The 17,581-nt window shown below is 32.7% G+C and carries 14 protein-coding genes, 2 tRNA genes and 1 rRNA gene; 7 read left to right on the top strand and 10 right to left on the bottom strand.

Features of this window, described 5'->3' with window-relative positions:
* Positions 1 to 230: 230 nt before the first annotated feature.
* From QLS97_RS14710 to QLS97_RS14695, 4 genes are read left to right on the top strand one after another with little or no spacing between them, the layout of a single operon-like run.
* Complete coding sequence (locus tag QLS97_RS14710) at positions 231 to 785, top strand: RNA polymerase sigma factor (protein ID WP_282717692.1); 555 nt, start codon at positions 231 to 233, stop codon at positions 783 to 785.
* A complete protein-coding gene (locus QLS97_RS14705; protein ID WP_282717690.1) occupies positions 782 to 1,318 on the top strand; it encodes an anti-sigma factor in 537 nt (178 codons plus the stop codon). The genes QLS97_RS14710 and QLS97_RS14705 overlap by 4 nt, the downstream gene beginning before the upstream one ends.
* On the top strand, positions 1,302 to 2,366 hold the full coding sequence (locus tag QLS97_RS14700; protein WP_282717689.1) for a hypothetical protein: 1,065 nt from the start codon (positions 1,302 to 1,304) through the stop codon (positions 2,364 to 2,366). The genes QLS97_RS14705 and QLS97_RS14700 overlap by 17 nt, the downstream gene beginning before the upstream one ends.
* A gap of 16 nt (positions 2,367 to 2,382) precedes the next feature.
* Positions 2,383 to 3,117 (top strand): head GIN domain-containing protein, encoded by a 735-nt coding sequence (locus QLS97_RS14695; RefSeq protein WP_282717687.1) that lies wholly within the window; start codon positions 2,383 to 2,385, stop codon positions 3,115 to 3,117.
* 34 nt (positions 3,118 to 3,151) lie between these two features.
* Here the strand turns inward: QLS97_RS14695 and QLS97_RS14690 are convergent, their stop codons facing one another.
* The 6 genes from QLS97_RS14690 to QLS97_RS14665 all read right to left on the bottom strand — a co-directional run bounded on the left by QLS97_RS14690 (position 3,152) and on the right by QLS97_RS14665 (position 12,849).
* Entirely contained in the window at positions 3,152 to 4,477 is a 1,326-nt protein-coding gene (locus QLS97_RS14690; RefSeq protein WP_282717686.1) for an MFS transporter, read from the bottom strand.
* Positions 4,478 to 4,672: 195 nt separating this feature from the next.
* The gene (locus QLS97_RS14685) at positions 4,673 to 5,488 is read right to left on the bottom strand and encodes a M48 family metallopeptidase (RefSeq protein ID WP_282717685.1); all 816 of its coding nucleotides are present in this window, start codon (positions 5,486 to 5,488) and stop codon (positions 4,673 to 4,675) included.
* A gap of 89 nt (positions 5,489 to 5,577) precedes the next feature.
* Positions 5,578 to 7,977 (bottom strand): glycoside hydrolase family 31 protein, encoded by a 2,400-nt coding sequence (locus QLS97_RS14680; protein WP_282717683.1) that lies wholly within the window; start codon positions 7,975 to 7,977, stop codon positions 5,578 to 5,580.
* A 197-nt stretch (positions 7,978 to 8,174) separates the two neighbouring features.
* Positions 8,175 to 10,082, bottom strand: a complete 1,908-nt coding sequence (gene glgB / locus QLS97_RS14675) for a 1,4-alpha-glucan branching protein GlgB (protein ID WP_282717681.1) — start codon at positions 10,080 to 10,082, stop codon at positions 8,175 to 8,177.
* Between the two features lie 68 nt (positions 10,083 to 10,150).
* Entirely contained in the window at positions 10,151 to 11,431 is a 1,281-nt protein-coding gene (locus QLS97_RS14670) for a glucose-1-phosphate adenylyltransferase (protein WP_282717679.1), read from the bottom strand.
* Entirely contained in the window at positions 11,428 to 12,849 is a 1,422-nt protein-coding gene (locus tag QLS97_RS14665; RefSeq protein WP_282717678.1) for a glycogen synthase, read from the bottom strand. The genes QLS97_RS14670 and QLS97_RS14665 overlap by 4 nt, the downstream gene beginning before the upstream one ends.
* 167 nt (positions 12,850 to 13,016) lie before the next feature.
* Between QLS97_RS14665 and QLS97_RS14660 the strand changes: the two genes are divergently transcribed.
* From QLS97_RS14660 to QLS97_RS14650, 3 genes are all read left to right on the top strand, one after another.
* The gene (locus QLS97_RS14660) at positions 13,017 to 13,883 is read left to right on the top strand and encodes an alpha/beta fold hydrolase (protein WP_282717677.1); all 867 of its coding nucleotides are present in this window, start codon (positions 13,017 to 13,019) and stop codon (positions 13,881 to 13,883) included.
* An 89-nt stretch (positions 13,884 to 13,972) separates the two neighbouring features.
* Entirely contained in the window at positions 13,973 to 14,362 is a 390-nt protein-coding gene (gene msrB / locus QLS97_RS14655; protein WP_282717676.1) for a peptide-methionine (R)-S-oxide reductase MsrB, read from the top strand.
* 4 nt (positions 14,363 to 14,366) lie between these two features.
* Positions 14,367 to 15,011 carry an endonuclease III domain-containing protein gene (locus QLS97_RS14650; protein ID WP_282717675.1) on the top strand — a complete coding sequence of 215 codons (645 nt, stop codon included), beginning with the start codon at positions 14,367 to 14,369 and terminating at the stop codon, positions 15,009 to 15,011.
* 47 nt (positions 15,012 to 15,058) lie between these two features.
* Here the strand turns inward: QLS97_RS14650 and QLS97_RS14645 are convergent, their stop codons facing one another.
* The 4 genes from QLS97_RS14645 to rrf all read right to left on the bottom strand — a co-directional run bounded on the left by QLS97_RS14645 (position 15,059) and on the right by rrf (position 17,580).
* Positions 15,059 to 16,681, bottom strand: coding sequence for an amidase (locus tag QLS97_RS14645; protein WP_282717673.1), 1,623 nt, complete (start codon positions 16,679 to 16,681; stop codon positions 15,059 to 15,061).
* A 556-nt stretch (positions 16,682 to 17,237) separates the two neighbouring features.
* Positions 17,238 to 17,323, bottom strand: a tRNA-Leu gene (locus tag QLS97_RS14640).
* Between the two features lie 6 nt (positions 17,324 to 17,329).
* Positions 17,330 to 17,402 (bottom strand) — tRNA-Phe (locus QLS97_RS14635).
* 68 nt (positions 17,403 to 17,470) lie between these two features.
* A 5S ribosomal RNA gene (gene rrf, locus QLS97_RS14630) occupies positions 17,471 to 17,580 on the bottom strand.
* Between the last annotated feature and the right edge of the window lies 1 nt (position 17,581).

The following is a 17,581-nucleotide window of genomic DNA, read 5'->3' as shown; positions in this document are numbered from 1 at the left end:
AAATCTATCTTTAATCCTCAATATTTGAATAACGGTAAAAGAGTCAATCTCTGTGCCAAAATATAATATTTTTATCCTATTTTCCTTTAGAAAGAGATATTTTATACACAACAAACAATAGCCAAATAAAACAATTCACAACACATCAAAAGAAAAAATATAGTTTAATTTTATAAAAGTGTAACAAACGTAAAAAGACAGAGTCCTTATAATAAACTAAAATCAGCTGTTTGAGTTTAACCAACTATAATATCGAAGAATTAATCTTGCTTTGTAGGCAAAAAAATCAAAAAGCACAGTGTGAGGTTTACAATCGCTATGCAAAAGCGATGTATAATGTGTCCTTTAGGATTGTCAAAGATGTTCATTTTGCTGAAGATGTAATGCAGGAAGGTTTTTTAAAAGCATTCACTAAAATAAACGACTATAAACAAGAAGTTGCTTTTGGCGCTTGGTTAAAAAGAATTGTGGTGAACTGTAGTATTGATTTTTACAAAAAGAATAATCAATTCAAACCGGAAGATTTTGATGCCACGCTTTATAAAATTGAAGAAAAAGAATCAGCTTTAACTGAAATTACAAACTTCAATGAACTAAAAGTAAAACAAATTTTAGAGGTCATTAACTCCCTGAAATACAATTACAGAATGGTTTTGACTCTTTTTTTTATTGAAGGTTATGACCAAGAAGAAATTAGCGAAATACTTAATATAAGTTATGCCAATTGCAGAACTACACTCAGCAGAGCCAAAGATTGTTTAAGAAAAAAACTAGAGGAAATATGAAAAAGGAAAATAAAAAACTGGACAAATTATTTGACAAATTTGAAAATCAATGGGACATCGAGGCTCTTGAAAACAATCATGAGCAGCGATTTGTGCAAAAATTAAAATCTAAGAAATCGAATTGGAAACGTTTCGTTTCTATTGGAATCGCTGCTTCTATCGTAGTTATGTTGGGACTTTCAATCTTCAATACTACTCCTAAAAAAACAGAAGAATTGCGATTTGCATCAAAAGAAACGAAACAAACAGATTCTATTTTTACCGTTTTAATTGAAAATGAATTAGAAAAAATAAGAGAGAAAAAATCACCTGAAAATGAAAAAATAATTTCCGATGCACTCAAACAAATGAGAACATTAGATAGTGATTATGAAAAAATAATTAAGGAATTAGAAACAAATGGAGAAAGTAAGCAAATTATTTATGCGATGATCCGCAATCTTCAAACCCGAATTTCTTTTTTACAAAATGTACTGTTACACATTGAAAACAATGAAAAATTAAAAAATATTTCTAATGAAAAAACAATTTAAACTACTCCTATTATTCGTTTTAATTCCATTTTTAGGATTTTCCAATGATCCTGATTATATCCATACCAAACAAAAAAATATTAAAAAAGCTTATTTCGTCAATTCGGATGCTGGTCTTTATATTGATAACTCATACGGCAATATTTCAGTAACAACTTGGGACGAAGATAAAACCGAATTGGATATTGTCATAAAAGTGAGTGGTGATAACGAAAATTGGGTCAACCAACGCATCAACGATATTGATGTTGATATAATTGCACTGAAAGGAATGATTACTGCAAAAACTATTTTAGGAAACTCCAGTTATAAGAGTAATGGCAAAAACAATAGTTTTCAAATTAATTATACGCTCAAAATACCAAAAAATGGAAGTGTAAAACTTCATAATAAATATGGAAATATCACTACATCTGACTTGTTTTCTGAAGCTGAAATTAAATGTAAATACGGCAAAATAGCATTAGGTAGATTATCCGGAAATTCCAGTAACATACAAGCAGAATATTGCTCTAACTCGAGTATTTCATTTTTAAAAAATGCAACTATTACGGCAAAATATTCAAATTTGAAAATTGGAGAAGTCACAAAACTAGATTTAGCTTCAGATTATACGGATGTAGATATTCAAGAAAGTGATGTCGTTAAATACATTAGTAAATACGGAAATATTAAAATTCAGAATGTAAAATCGTTAGATGCAACCGGGAATTATTTAACTCTCAAAGTTGGTGAATTATCTAATAATTTAAAACTGTCCACAAAATACAGCAAAGTAACTATTGGAACTATTAGTGCAAAAGCCAATACTGTAACTATTGTAGCTGGTTACACGGGATTAAACATTGGGTTTGATGCTAATTATGCTTTTGATTTTAATGTGACTCTAAAATATGCTAATTTTAAATATGACAATGAATTAGAGATAAACTCTAAAGAAGACTCACACAATTTGAAAAAATACAGTGGTTTCTACAAGAAAAAAGGAGTCAACAATATCACTATAATTTCAGATTACGGAAATGTAATGCTAGTAAAAAATCAATAATCTTAAAGCTTTATTTATGAAAAATTCAATCAAATTATTTATTAGTTGTTTACTATTACTAACGACAATGGCTAATGCACAATGGTCATCCAATCAAAAAATAAAAGGAAATGGAAAAGTAATTTCTGAAAAAAGAACAACAGCTTCTTATGACGGAATTGCAATAACTGGTTTTTTTGATGTCGAATTAGTTTCGGGAAAGGAAGGAAACATTACTATAAAAGGAGAAGAAAATTTATTGCCTTACATTAAAGTTGAAGTTGTTGATCAAGTATTAAAAATTTCTACTGAAAAGAATAAATATATCAGTACCAGCAAAGGAAGTCAAATTGTCATAGTTGTCCCTTTCGAAAGCATTGATCAAGTTTCTTTGACTGGTTCAGGCGATGTACTAACTAAAAATAGCATTAAATCTAAATCATTTTCAGCTAAATTAACCGGTTCAGGTGATATGAAATTAGATGTTGAAGCTAATGACTTTGATGTTAATTTAAGTGGTTCGGGAGATATGGTTTTAAGTGGGGAAACTGAAAATTTCAACAGTAATTTAAATGGTTCTGGTGATATTGATGCCGGAGATTTGAAAGCTAAAAACGCTAAGATTACCGTTTCTGGTTCAGGAGACAGTAAAGTTTTTTGCAGTGAAAGTCTTCATGCCAGAGTTTCTGGTTCAGGAGATATTGAATACATTGGAGAGCCAAAGAAAAAAGATACGAAAGTAAATGGCTCAGGAGCTATATCGAGAGCCTAATTTTAAAAACAAAATTATTATGAAAGGTGTTTTATTAATTTAAAACGCCTTTTTTTGGCACTCTTTTTAATAACAGAACACCCACAACAAAGAATACACCAAGAAATACAATCGCTAACCTTGGACTTCCCGTGATTTGATCGATAATTCCATAGATACACATTCCTATAACAATTCCGATTTTTTCAGCAACATCAAAGAAACTAAAAAAGGAAGCCGTATCATCTGTTTCAGGTAATAATTTAGAATATGTTGAACGTGATAAAGCTTGAATTCCGCCCATTACAAGTCCTGCAATTCCTGCCATAACATAAAAATGTATTGGCAAAGTAATAAAAAATGCAAGTGCACAAAATACTGCCCAAATACAGTTAATTACAATTAAAGTTGGAATATTTCCGAATTTTTCTGAGGCTCTTGAAGTTATAACTGCCCCCAGAACAGCAACTAATTGTATTATCAAAATACAAATAATTAAACCCGTTGTACTTTCTGCTTTAGAGGACCAAGCAATTTCTTGTGCTCCAAAATAAGTGGCAACTAGCATTACCGTTTGTACGGCCATACTGTACACAAAAAAACTTCCTAAATACCGTCTTAATGCAATGTTTTCTTTCAATAAAAACCAAACTTTTTTTAACTCTCTAAAACCGTTAAATACTACATGATGTGTAACTTTACGGTCGGCATTTTTATTACCTTTTGGTAAATAATAGTACGTATATTGACTGAATAATATCCACCAAACTCCAACCATAACAAATGAATATCGCATGGCTTTCATGGCTGCTTCTCCATCAGTTCCAGTAATTCCAAAAAGTTTTGGTTTCATGATCATCGCTAAATTGATAATCAATAAAATTACACTTCCAATGTATCCAAATGAATATCCTTTAGCGCTAATTTTATCTTGTTGATCTACATAAGCAATGTCTGGTAGATAGGAATTATAAAAAACTAAACTTCCCCAATATCCAATCAATCCAAAAAAATAAAATGCCAATCCGATGTATATATGTTCAAGATTAAACCAATACAATCCCATACAAGAAAGCGCTCCCAAGTAGCAAAAGAATTTCATAAATGATTTTTTATCCCCCACATAATCTGCAATACCAGACAATAAAGGCGAAATAAAAGCCACTAATAAAAATGCAAAAGCGGTAACAAAGCTTATTAAAGCTGAATTTTTGAGATGCAAACCAAAAACATCAATGTAATGATCTCGATCAGAAAATAAAGCTTCATAAAAAATTGGAAATACTGCAGATGCAATGGTAAGCGTATAAACTGAATTTGCCCAATCATAAAAAGCCCAAGCGTTTAGTAATTTTTTACTCCCTTTTTGTAAATCTGCCATGTTTATTTTTTTATGATACGAATTTATTTATTTTTTGCTAAGAACAATATAAAAAGTAAATAATTTATACATTAACAAATCATTAATGAGTTATGTGAATCAAAATATTTATTCATCAATTGAAAAAAAACAGGCTATCCTTCTTAAGGACAGCCTGTTTAAATATTTTATAATAATAATAATAATAATAAGTAACTATCTGTAAATAATTCCAACTTTAGCCGCTAGAGCTTTAGCTTCTGGAATTAATGCTTTTAGATTTGCAATTCTGGTAGCATCAGATGGGTGTGTACTTAAAAATTCCGGTGGCGCCTGTCCTGAAGATTGCGCAGCCATTCTTTGCCAAAAAACAATAGATTCATCCGGATTATACCCTGCAATTGCCATTAAAGTCAAACCAATTTTATCTGCTTCAGTTTCGTGATTTCTACTAAAAGGAAGCATTACACCAAACTGAGATCCTAATCCATATGCTTGACCCCATATTTGTTGTGTTTGTTCACTTTTACCTCCAGTCGCTACTGCAACACCTACCGCTCCTAATTGTTGCAATTGAGAAGCACTCATACGTTGAGCACCATGATTAGCTAATGCGTGAGATACTTCGTGTCCCATTACGGTAGCCAAACCAGAATCATTCAATGTTACTGGCAAAATCCCTGAATAAACAACAATTTTCCCTCCCGGCATACACCAAGCATTCACTTCTTTATTGTCAATTAATTTATATTCCCAACGGTAATCAGCCAAATATTGTGATTGGCCTAAATAGGTTAAATATTTTTCTGCTGCCGCTTTAATTCGCATCCCAACTGCTTCCACTTTTCTAGCCTCTGCAGTTCCAGTAATCACTTTATTCTCCTTTAAAAAAGTACCATATTGTTGAAAAGATGTTGGGAACAACTGATCATTAGGGACTAAATTAAGTGCTTTTTTCCCTGTAATTGGATTCGTAGCACAAGAATAAACCAATCCTATTGCAAAAATCCCTATTAATAAATGCTTTTTCATAATTTTAGATTTTAAATATTAAACAAAAATACAATTATTATAAACATTTAAATTTACATAATTAAATATAAAAGTATCAACTTTTTTTGTTATTCTCCAGTAATATGAAATGCCGTAAACCCTTTATCAACAATTAAGTACCCCTCTTTTTCTAAAGTGATTTTATCAAATGATACTTCTACATTATCAATTTCGATCATTTTAACTTTAAATGGTAATCCGATAAGATTTATTTTATATTTCGAATAATTCGTATCGTATTTTCCTTCTTTATGCAGCTGGATAATCAATTCTTTCTCTTTACCGGTTGTTTGAAACGATAAAAAACTATATCTTCCTTTTTTATAATCATACCCGTCTTGGGCATCTTCATAAACTACTGATTTTTCTTTCCCTTCTTTGTAATAAATATCTAATGTTAACTCATCAAATTCTAATTCTCCAACATATTGCTGAACAGGATATTTAGGAATAATTGCTCCAGCTTTTACAAAAATTGGAATTTGATCAAATTTAGTGTCAACCCAAATTTCTTTTCCTCCTTTAACTTCTTCGTTGGTCCAATAATTATACCATTGTCCACGAGGAATATACATTCTTCTGCCTAAAGCATTTGGTTCTAAAATTGGGCAAACCAATATTTGATTTCCAAAAACAAATTCGTCATTTCTGTAATGTGTCTGAATATCATCTTGGTCATAATAAACCAATGGTTTCAGCATAGGAATTCCTTCCTCAATATATTGCCAAAACATAGTATATAAATACGGTAATAATTGATATCTCAAATTGACAAATTTTCTGGTGATATCAATAACTTCTTCATCAAAAGCCCATGGCTCCTGGTCTCCGTGATCTCCTGAAGAGTGCGTTCTGCAAAAAGGATGAAAAACACCCAATTGAATCCAACGTGCATATAATTCTCCCGAAGGTTGTTCTGCAAATCCACCAATATCTGAGCCTGTGAAACCCATACCAGAAATTGACATACGTTGCACCTGAATATTTGCAATCCATAAATGTTCCCAAGTGGCAACATTATCTCCTGTCCAAGAAGATGTGTAACGTTGTGCTCCTGCGTATGCTGATCTTGTTATTACAAAAGGTCTTTTTGGATACGCAAATCGTTTCACACCGTGATACGTTGCTCTTGCCATTTGCGTACCATAAATATTGTGTGCTTTTCTATGACTGCAAGGGTTTCCATCATAATCGTGTCGTACATCCATAGGAAACGTTTTATTAGGAACCTCCATTACTGCGGGTTCATTCATATCGTTCCATACGCCTTTTACTCCAATATCTGAAATTAATTCTTTGAATAATCCTGCCCACCATTCTCTTACTGCGGGATTTGTATAATCCGGAAAATTACATTCTCCTGGCCAAACTTTCCCTTTCATGTATGGACCGTCAGCTCTTTTGCAGAAATAATCTTTTTCTAGGGCTTCTTTATATATGGCGTATTCTTTGTCAATTTTTATTCCTGGATCAATAATTACAACAGTTTTAAAACCATCTTCGGCTAATTCAGCCACCATTCTTTTGGGATCTGGAAAATATTCTTTGTTCCAAGTAAAACATCGAAAACCTTCCATATAATCAATATCCAAATACAGTGCATCGCACGGAATTTTCAACTCTCTAAATTTGGCAGCAACTTCTTTTAAATTACTTTCTGGATAATAACTCCATTTACATTGGTGGTATCCAAGTGCCCAAAGTGGCGGCAATTCAGGTTTTCCTGTCAAATCAGTATAAGTGGTAACAACATCTTGCATTTGCGGTCCATAAATGAAATAGTAATTCATTTCTCCTCCTTCTGCCCAATAACTGGTTACGTTTCTTCTTTCGTGACAAAAGTCAAAATAGGTTCTAAATGTATTATCAAAGAAAATACCGTAGGATTGCTTGTTTTGTAATCCAATATAAAACGGAACTACTTTATACAACGGTTCCTGATCTTTTTGAAAAGCATATTGGTCTGTTGCAAAATTTTCCAGTCTCTTTCCTTTCAAATTTAGTTGGGTTGCCTTATCACCAAGTCCGTAAAAGCATTCCCCATCTTTTGAAGCCTTACTCATTTTTACGATATTCCCACCGTATTCATAGCTTTCTTCCCAATGAAAACCCAATTCATCCTCTAAAATAATATTGTCTTCTAAATCAAAAATAGACAATCTCATATCTATTTTTTGAATTCTACATTTTACTTTACTTGTTTTTATCTGATAATAATCTTCCACTTCAGAAACTTCAAGAAAATTATATCCATGAGAATGACTTTTATCAACTGCATAAGAAAAATCGTTGCTGAAATACCCTTTTGTCGTAAATCGAAACCGGATTAAACTATCTCTTAATACGGTTACTTTTAATATGACACTATTATCAGTATGAAAAAATATTGAATCTACTTCATGCTCAAAAGAAGTTATTTTTGTGGGATATAAATCACCTTTATATTCTAATTCTGTATTTGTAATCATTTTATATGGTATTAATTTTAATCTTTTTCTAGAACTCAAACTTACAAAATTACTTTGTAAACAGTTATATATGTGGGCTTTATTCGCGAAAACGTTATAGTGTATTTCAATGTAACAATCAGTAATATATAATAATGGTTTCCATTATAAATGAAAACCATTAGCTATTATTACTTCAAAATTCAACAATTTGTAAACTATGAAATTTTAAAAACAGTAACGCTTAAAGGAGGTAAAAGCAACGCTGTAGAATAATCTCTTCCATCATAAGGCATCGCTTCAATTGTTATTTTTTTAGGATTAGAAAGACCACTTCCTCCATAATTTGCGGCGTCACTATTAAAAATCTCGGTTAATTTACCTTTTTTAGGTAAACCAATTCGATAATTAGAGCGCACCACTTGAGTAAAATTACAAACTACAATTACATCGTCTTTTGGATCATTTCCTTTTCGAATGAAAGACATCACAGCATTTTGATGATCAGAGTAATTAATCCATTCAAAACCTTCCGGGCTAAATTGTTTTTCATGTAAAGCAGGTTGTGTTTTGTACAATTTATTCAAATCTGTAATTAATAGTTTTACACCTTCATGATACGGATATTGCAGTAAATGCCAATCTAAACTTCCTTCAAAATTCCATTCACTACTTTGTCCAAATTCACTCCCCATAAACAACAATTTAGTTCCGGGATGCATAAACATATAGCCATAGAGTAATCTTAAATTCGCAAATTTTTGCCATTCATCTCCTGGCATTCTTCCCGCTATAGATTTCTTTCCATATACCACTTCGTCATGCGAAAGCGGCAACATGAAATTTTCCGAAAAAGTATAGGTCATGGAAAAAGTTAAATCATTTTGATGGTACTTTCTATACACCGTATCTTTTTGAAAATATTCTAAAGTATCGTGCATCCAACCCATCATCCATTTCATTCCAAAACCTAAACCACCAACTGATGTAGGTCTGGAAACCATAGGAAAAGAAGTACTTTCCTCAGCGATGGTTTGTACTCCTTCATAATTTAGATATACGGCTTCATTAAATTCCTTTAAAAAACTTATAGTATCAAGATTTTCTCTTCCTCCATAGATATTGGGTTCCCATTCACCATCATTTCTAGAATAATCCAAATACAACATCGATGCAACAGCATCAACACGCAAAGCATCTGCATGATAATGATGCAACCAAAATAACGCATTACTGATTAAGAAGGAACGAACTTCATTTCGTCCATAATTAAAAACTAAACTTTTCCAATCTGGATGATAGCCTTTTCTGCGATCAGGATGTTCAAAAAGATTCGATCCGTCAAAAAACCCTAAACCATGTGCATCATCTGGAAAATGAGATGGAACCCAATCCAGAATTACTCCAATTCCTGCTTCGTGTAATTTATCTACCAAATGCATGAATTCCTGCGGATTCCCAAAACGGGAAGTTGGCGCAAAATATCCTACTAATTGGTATCCCCATGACGGATCGTAAGGATATTCCATAATAGGCATAAACTCCACATGGGTAAAACCTGTTTCTTTTACATAGTTTACTAAATCTTCGGCAAATTCTAGATAGGTCAAAAAACGATTTTCATCCGTATGCCGTTTCCATGAACCTAAATGTACTTCATATACTGAATAAGGTTTGTCTAAACCATTATGATTTTGACGGGTTTCCATCCAATTTTTGTCTTTCCATTTATAATCTAAATCCCAAACTACAGATGCTGTATGTGGTGGTTTCTCACAATAAAAAGCAAACGGATCAGCTTTTTCAGTTACAATCCCACCATTATTGGATTGTATTTTATATTTATAGGTTGTCCCTTTTTTGACGTTTGGAATAAATCCTTCCCAAATACCGGAAGAATCCCAACGTACTTCCAACAGATGCTCTCCTTGTGTCCAAAAATTGAAATCCCCTACTACAGATACCGAATGTGCCGTAGGAGCCCAAACGGCAAAATAAACACCATCTACTCCGTCAACAGTTATTAGATGTGCGCCTAGTTTTTCGTACAGACGGAAATGTTTCCCAGCTTTGAATAAATCAATATCAAAATCGGTAAAAAGGGAATGCGAGATAACTTTGCTCATATAACAATTGTATAATTCTATTTAAAAAAAGAATAGAATATTATTTTAAGAAAAAACAGTTTATAAATTTACTTTATGATGTAATTATCCGGTATAACTGCTCCTTTTTTAATGACAACAATTCCGTCTTTTATGGCGTATAATTCATTAGAAAAATCTTCTAAATGATTTCCTCCATTGATGTAAACATCATTACCAATTCTGCAATTTTTATCTACAAGCGCATTGTTTATGAAACATCTTTCCCCAATTCCTACCAATTGTCTATCACTTTTAACATCTTCATTCATATCATCAATATTCTGATAGAAATCATTCCCCATCACATAACAATTCTGAATTATGGTTCCCTCGCCTATTCTGGATCGGATCCCAATTACGGAATGGTTTATTTCTTTGGCATTCAAAATACAGCCTTCAGAAATCAACGATTTATCAACTGTTGTTTTCTGGAATTTAGATGGCGGCAATAATCTTGGTCTTGTATAAATTTTATTATCGTTATCAAATAAATTAAATTTAGGCAAGTCTTCTGTCAGTCCAATATTCGCTTCAAAAAAGGAATCAATATTACCAATATCAGTCCAATATCCTTCATATTGGTAACTTAATATCTTTTTGTGGCCTACCGCTTGTGGAATAATTTCTTTACCAAAATCTTTGGTTTCTTTGTTTGACATGATGTCTACCAACAGTTTTTTGTTGAAGATATAAATTCCCATTGAAGCCAAATAATGCTTGCCTTCGCTCTTCATTTGCTCACTCACATCCGATTCCCAATCTGGCAACAATTCCTTTGCTGGTTTTTCAATGAAAGATTCAATACAGCTTTCGGAGTTTGTTTTTAATATTCCAAATTCAGGAGCATCTTTTGCATTTACTGGCAAGGTAGCAATTGTGATATCGGCTTCTCTTTTAATGTGTTCTTCTAACATATCATTAAAATCCATTTGATACAACTGATCTCCGGAAAGAATCAAAGCATAATCAAAATCATGGTTCAAGAAATGAGGCATGCATTGTCTTACAGCATCTGCTGTACCTTGAAACCAAGTTGGGTTATCGGGAGTTTGTTCAGCTGCAAGAATATCAACAAAAGCATGGCTAAAAATACTAAAATTATACGTGTTTTTTATATGGGCATTTAAAGAAGCAGAGTTGAATTGCGTCAGTACAAACATTCTGTAAATATCTGAATTCATACAATTTGAAATCGGAATATCAACCAATCTATATTTACCTCCTATTGGTACTGCAGGTTTAGATCTTGTTTCTGTCAATGGATATAATCTGGATCCTTGTCCTCCCCCTAAAATAATTGCAATAACGTTTTTCTTTTTAGCTTTCATTTTTTGTTAATTATTAAATTGTACATTTCTATATATTCCAGACAAACGCTGCCCCAAGAATGATCAGTGCTCATTCCTTTTTTTATAATTTTATTTAAGTGTTTTTTATCGTCGTATAAATTTACTGCCCTTTGAATCGAATAACAAACATCACCAACAGTTGCTTGATCATGGCAAATTCCATTTCCATCATCTCCAAAATCAATGACAGTATCCTTCAATCCTCCAGTCCTGCGTACTATAGGAATTGTTCCGTATCGCAACGAATACATTTGGTTTAAACCACAAGGTTCCACTCTTGAAGGCATTAATAAAAAATCAGAGCCTGCATAAATCAAGTGCGCTAATTCCTCATTATAACCAATAAATGTATTGTAATTCCCTTTGTAATCAGATAATAAGCCATTCAATTGATTCTCAATAGCTGTATTTCCTGAACCTAAAATTAAAATATTAATTTGTTGATAATTTTCAGATAAAGCTAACGCTGCAGCATGCGGTAATAAATCACCTCCTTTTTCTTCTAATAACCTACCAATGAAACTAAAAAGTGGTTTTGTTGGGTCTAGATTAAAAAGGTTGCATAATTTTTCTTTATTTTCTTGTTTTCCTTTTTCGAAATTTTTAATCGAATAGTTTTTTTCTAACATCGCGTCTTTAGCAGGATCCCAGACTTCGATATCAATTCCGTTTAAAATTCCTCTGGATTTATAGCGAACCAGATTAAACAACATTTCTAAACCATTAGCCGAATAATTAATCTCATTCAGGTAATTAGGAGAAACTGTGGTAACTGCCCAAGCGCATTTTATGGCTACTGCCAATGAATTGATGCAATTATCCCATTCTAAAACTTTGACATGGGCCAAATCAAATTCTGGCAAATAATACAATTTATCAAAACCAAACTGCCCTTGATACAAACCATTATGAATGGTAATCATGGAAGGAATATTTCGGATTTTTTCGTATTTATAAGAATACAACATCATAAATGGAATCAAACCAGTATGATGATCATGACAATTAATTACATCCGGAACTTCATTTCTACCTGTAATCCAATCTAAAGTAGCGATTTGAAAAGATAAAAAGCGTTCGATATCGTCTTTATATCCATAAACATCTTTCCTGTCAAATAATTCCTGGATTTCAACCAAATACAATTCAAATCCTAAATTATCTGTTTTTTCTTTGAGAATACTAAAAGGAAAATTAAAATTCCCCAACTTTACATGCCCCCAATGCACACATTCAAAATCATTTTCTTTTTTAAATTTTGTGTCGTAACAGGGCATCACAACCCTTACTTGATGTCCTGCATTATTTTGATATTTTGGCAATGCTCCCACAACATCAGCTAAACCGCCTACTTTAGCTACCGGGTAACATTCTGCACTGATATGAAATATTTCCATTTATGAAATTTTGATGTTTTCAGTTAATTCTAATACTATTGAATTATTTAATATTTCCGTCTTTTATGTTAATACCAATAAAAACTTTATAAAAAATACTACTTTTATGTTTTTCTAAATTTACTAAAAAAATTATAATATAATAACTCGCTTGAAAATTTATTGAAATGACAAAAAAAACTTCTAATCATACCCAATCATTGAAAATTCCTAAGATTATTTTATTAACCAGTAAATTAATCTCTTTTATTTCTCCAAAACTAATTACATTATTTACTGCTAAACTCTTTACAACACCCATAAAACATAAAATTCCAAAAAGAGAATTAGAAATGGATCGCAATAGCATTCAAAAATTAATCCCAATACCCGCCATTGATAAAGAGGTTGTTTTGTATGAATATGGAAAAAGTGAGAAGAAAATTTTATTAGTTCACGGTTGGTCAGGGCGTGGAACACAATTATTCAAAATTGCCGATGAATTGCTTAAAGCAGGATATTCCACTATTAGTTTTGATGCGCCAGCTCATGGGAAATCACCCGGAAAAACTACTATTATGGTCGATTTTATCGCTACAATTTTAGAAATAGACAAACAATTTGGACCATTTGAAGCAGCCATTGGTCATTCATTAGGTGGAATGTCCGTTTTGAATGCTATAAAAAAAGGTTTAAAAGTAAATCATGCCGTAGTTATTGGCAGTGGAGACATTGTAGAAGATATTATGGATGATTTTGTGGCAAAGTTAGCATTGAAACCAGCTATAAGCACTCTTTTACGTTTGCATTTCGAAAAAAAATATGGAGAAAAAATGAATAGTTATTCTGCTTTTCTAGCCGCAAAGGAAACCACTATTCCAGTTTTAGTAATTCATGACAACAATGACCCTGAAGTTCCTGTAAAAGCAGGAATTCACATTCATGAATACTTAAAAAATGGGGAGTTATTATTAACTGATGGATTAGGCCATAGAAAAATTCTAGGAAACCATAAAGTAATTGAAAGAACAGTTCAATTCATTCAAAATAAATAACTGTTTCACAGCATTATAAAAAAATCAAACTCTTATCCGCAAGAGATAAAAAATAAAGAATACTAATTTTTTAATAAAATTAATAAATCATGAAATATCCTGTAGAAAAAACCGAACAAGAATGGAAAGAACAATTAGGAGCGGAGCGCTATAGAATTCTTCGACAAAAAGGGACTGAATATCCGCATACGGGAACATACAACCTACATTATGAAAAAGGAACATACTGTTGTGGCGCCTGTGGAGAACCTTTATTCGAAAGCAATTCTAAGTTTGATGCACATTGTGGTTGGCCGTCATTTGATGAATCCATTCCTGGAAAAGTACAATACATTTCAGATGTTACACATGGCATGAAACGAACCGAAATCCTTTGTGCAAATTGTGGCAGCCATTTAGGACATGTATTTGATGACGGTCCTACAAAAACAGGACAACGCTATTGTGTAAACTCTTTATCAGTTGACTTTAAAGAATAATAGTATGGATTTATTTGGAAACGCAACTGATTGGGCTAAAAATTTTGAGCCAATTCTAACAAAATATAAAGGAACAAAACATCCGCTGGAGTATCATAATTTATACCAACTTATGGTGATGGTCGTTTTATCAGCACAGGATTCCGATGCCAATATTAATAAAATTGCCCCTGTCCTATTTCAAGCATATCCTAATATGGAAAGTCTAGCTGTTTCTAATGCTGAAGCATTATTTCCATACATCTCTAAAGTCAGAAATTTTGGAACCAAAGCAAACTGGCTTTTAGAAATAGCGCAAACCATCCAAAAAGACGAAAATATTCCACTTACTATGGAAGGTTTGGTTGCTTTAAAAGGCATTGGAAGAAAATCAGCTAATGTAATTCTTCGCGAAGCAAAAATTCCCGCAGAAGGAATTATAGCTGATTTACATGTTATTAGGGTTGCACCAAGAATTGGATTAATCCCGGAAACCAAAGACGGAATCAAAGCCGAAAAACAGCTAATGCAAGTGTTACCAAAAGAAATTTGGGGAGAAATCGGGATGGCAATTTCATTTTTAGGAAGAGAAATTTGCCGCCCACAACCCAAATGTCTAGAATGTCCTATTAACTCTATTTGTGAGTATTATAAAAAAATAAAAGGGTAAAAAGTGATTCACTCTTTACCCTTTTTAATATTTCTGAAACGTAATTATTATAAAAAAGAAGCTTTAAGTTTCGGTTTTATACGCTTTTTAGAGGCTTGTTCGTAAGCATAACCCAATCCTATTAATTCCCCTTCCGTATACGGAGTTCCAAAAAAAGATAATCCAACAGGTAGATCATAAACCATCCCATTAGGAACAGTAATATGTGGATATCCACTTGCAGCAGCAGGAGAAGTCAAAGAATATCCTCCCCAGCGATCTCCGTAAATCACATCAATACTACATGCTGGTCCCATGGTAATTCCGCAAATGGCATCTAACTTATTTTCTTTAAAAACAGCATCTAAAATACTTTTACTTCCTTCAAAACTTACGGTTAGTGCTTCTAGATATTTTTTATCCTCTAATCCTTTTTTAACGTTAGAACTCTCCAGTGTTTCTTGTTTAAAATAAGGCATTGCTTTATCTTCATTACTGCTATTAAAATCAATTACCTCTTTTAAAGTTTTTACTCTTGCATTGGCTGAAGCCAAATAGTTGTTTAGTCCGTCTTTAAATTCATATTGCAAAACTTCAAATTCAGCTTGACCCAAAGCATTGATTTTCTCCAAATAGTCAATTTCGATAATAATAGCACCTTGTTTTTTTAGAAGGTTGATAGCATCTGCTAAAAGTGCATTAATGTATTTATTATTTCCCTGTGGCTTTTTTTCAATACCAATACGTTTGCCTTTCAAAGCATTTATATCTAGAAACATAGTATAATCCTTCTGCGCTTTTCCTTTGCTTTGAAGCGTTACAGCATCATCTTGGTCAACACCTGCCATTGCGCCTAATAAAATAGCGGCATCGGTTACAGTTCTAGCCATAGGACCTGCTGTATCTTGTGTTTTTGAAATTGGAATAATTCCAGATCGACTGACCAAACCTACAGTTGGTTTAATGCCTACAATTCCATTTACCGAAGCCGGACAAACAATTGAACCATCCGTCTCGGTTCCAACAGCAACTACACAAAGATTAGCTGACACAGCAGTTCCGGAACCCGCACTGGAACCACATGGATTATGATCTAAAATATATGGATTTTTAGTCTGACCGCCTCTGCTGCTCCATCCGGAACACGATTGGGTGGAACGAAAATTTGCCCATTCACTCAAATTGGTTTTCCCAATGATTATTGCACCGGCCTCTCTCAATTTTTGTACTACAAAAGCATCTTTTGAAGCAATATTTCCTGCCATTGCCAAAGATCCCGCAGTTGTTTGCATTTTATCCGCTGTATCGATGTTGTCTTTTATTAAAACTGGAATTCCATGTAAAGGTCCTCTGCTTTTACCAGCTTTCAACTCTTTATCCATAGCAACTGCAATAGCAACTGCGTCAGGATTGACTTCGATAACAGAATTCAATTGAGGTCCATCTTTATCAATAGCTTCAATACGTTTTAAATATAATTGTACTAATTGTTCCGAAGTATATTTTCCAGAAGCTAATTTTTCTCTTAAACTACCGATGGTTTCTTCATCCAATTCAAAGATCGCATTGGAATTTTCAATTGATACTGAATCTTCTTCCTTTTTAGTACCAGAAGTACAGCCTGTAATCAAAAGTGTGGTAAGACCTGCAGACGCTAAAGTTGCAGTAGTTAAAAAAGATCTTCTTTTCATAGATTTATTGTTTTTTGGATAACGATTTATTAAACAATTAACTAAAGTACTTTTTTTTCATCAAATGCAATAAACTATTAAGTGGAACAAACGTTAAAGTTTAATAATTCATCAACAACTTCTTAAATATCTAAAATGAACCGTTAATTAAAAACTAGACTTTTTTACTTCTAAAAACAGCATTAATATGAGCAGCGTTTATGTTATACTCTAAATAACTTCAGTGTTGAAGAATTTATTTCAAATAAAGAAATTCATACGAAAACAATATATATAAAGGAATAAGGCCTCAAAATTTTAATATAAAAAAGGTATAACATTTAAGTTTAACTAAAACTATCTTCATCAAAGATTAAAAATATTAAATACTTATCCATTCAATAAACATTGCTTTTCAAAAATGTTAACCCCACTAATGCAGTACACATTGAGTAAACATTTGTAAAATATAACTGTCATTGAATGAGTTATAATACAAAAATCAAATAAATGATGAGAATTCTTTATTCTTAAAACAAAGAAAACTTCAGCTAGCGTTAGCCAACTGAAGTTTTTGTACTCAGAGCGGGACTTGAACCCGCACGAACATTGCTGTTCACTGGATTTTAAGTCCAGCGTGTCTACCAATTTCACCATCCGAGCATTTTGTGGTACCTCCAGGGATCGAACCAGGGACACATGGATTTTCAGTCCATTGCTCTACCATCTGAGCTAAGGTACCAGTATACTTCACTTAAAATGAAAGAAGTATGAATAAAAAACCCCATTCGTTAGAACGGGGTCTTCAAAGAAAGGCGACGACATACTCTCCCACATAACTGCAGTACCATCTGCGCAGGCGGGCTTAACTACTCTGTTCGGGATGGGAAGAGGTGAGCCCCGCCGCAATAACCACCTTAA

The organism is Flavobacterium yafengii (assembly GCF_030010375.1).
Lineage (GTDB): Bacteria > Bacteroidota > Bacteroidia > Flavobacteriales > Flavobacteriaceae > Flavobacterium > Flavobacterium yafengii.
This window is presented reverse-complemented; position numbering and strand designations above follow the sequence as displayed.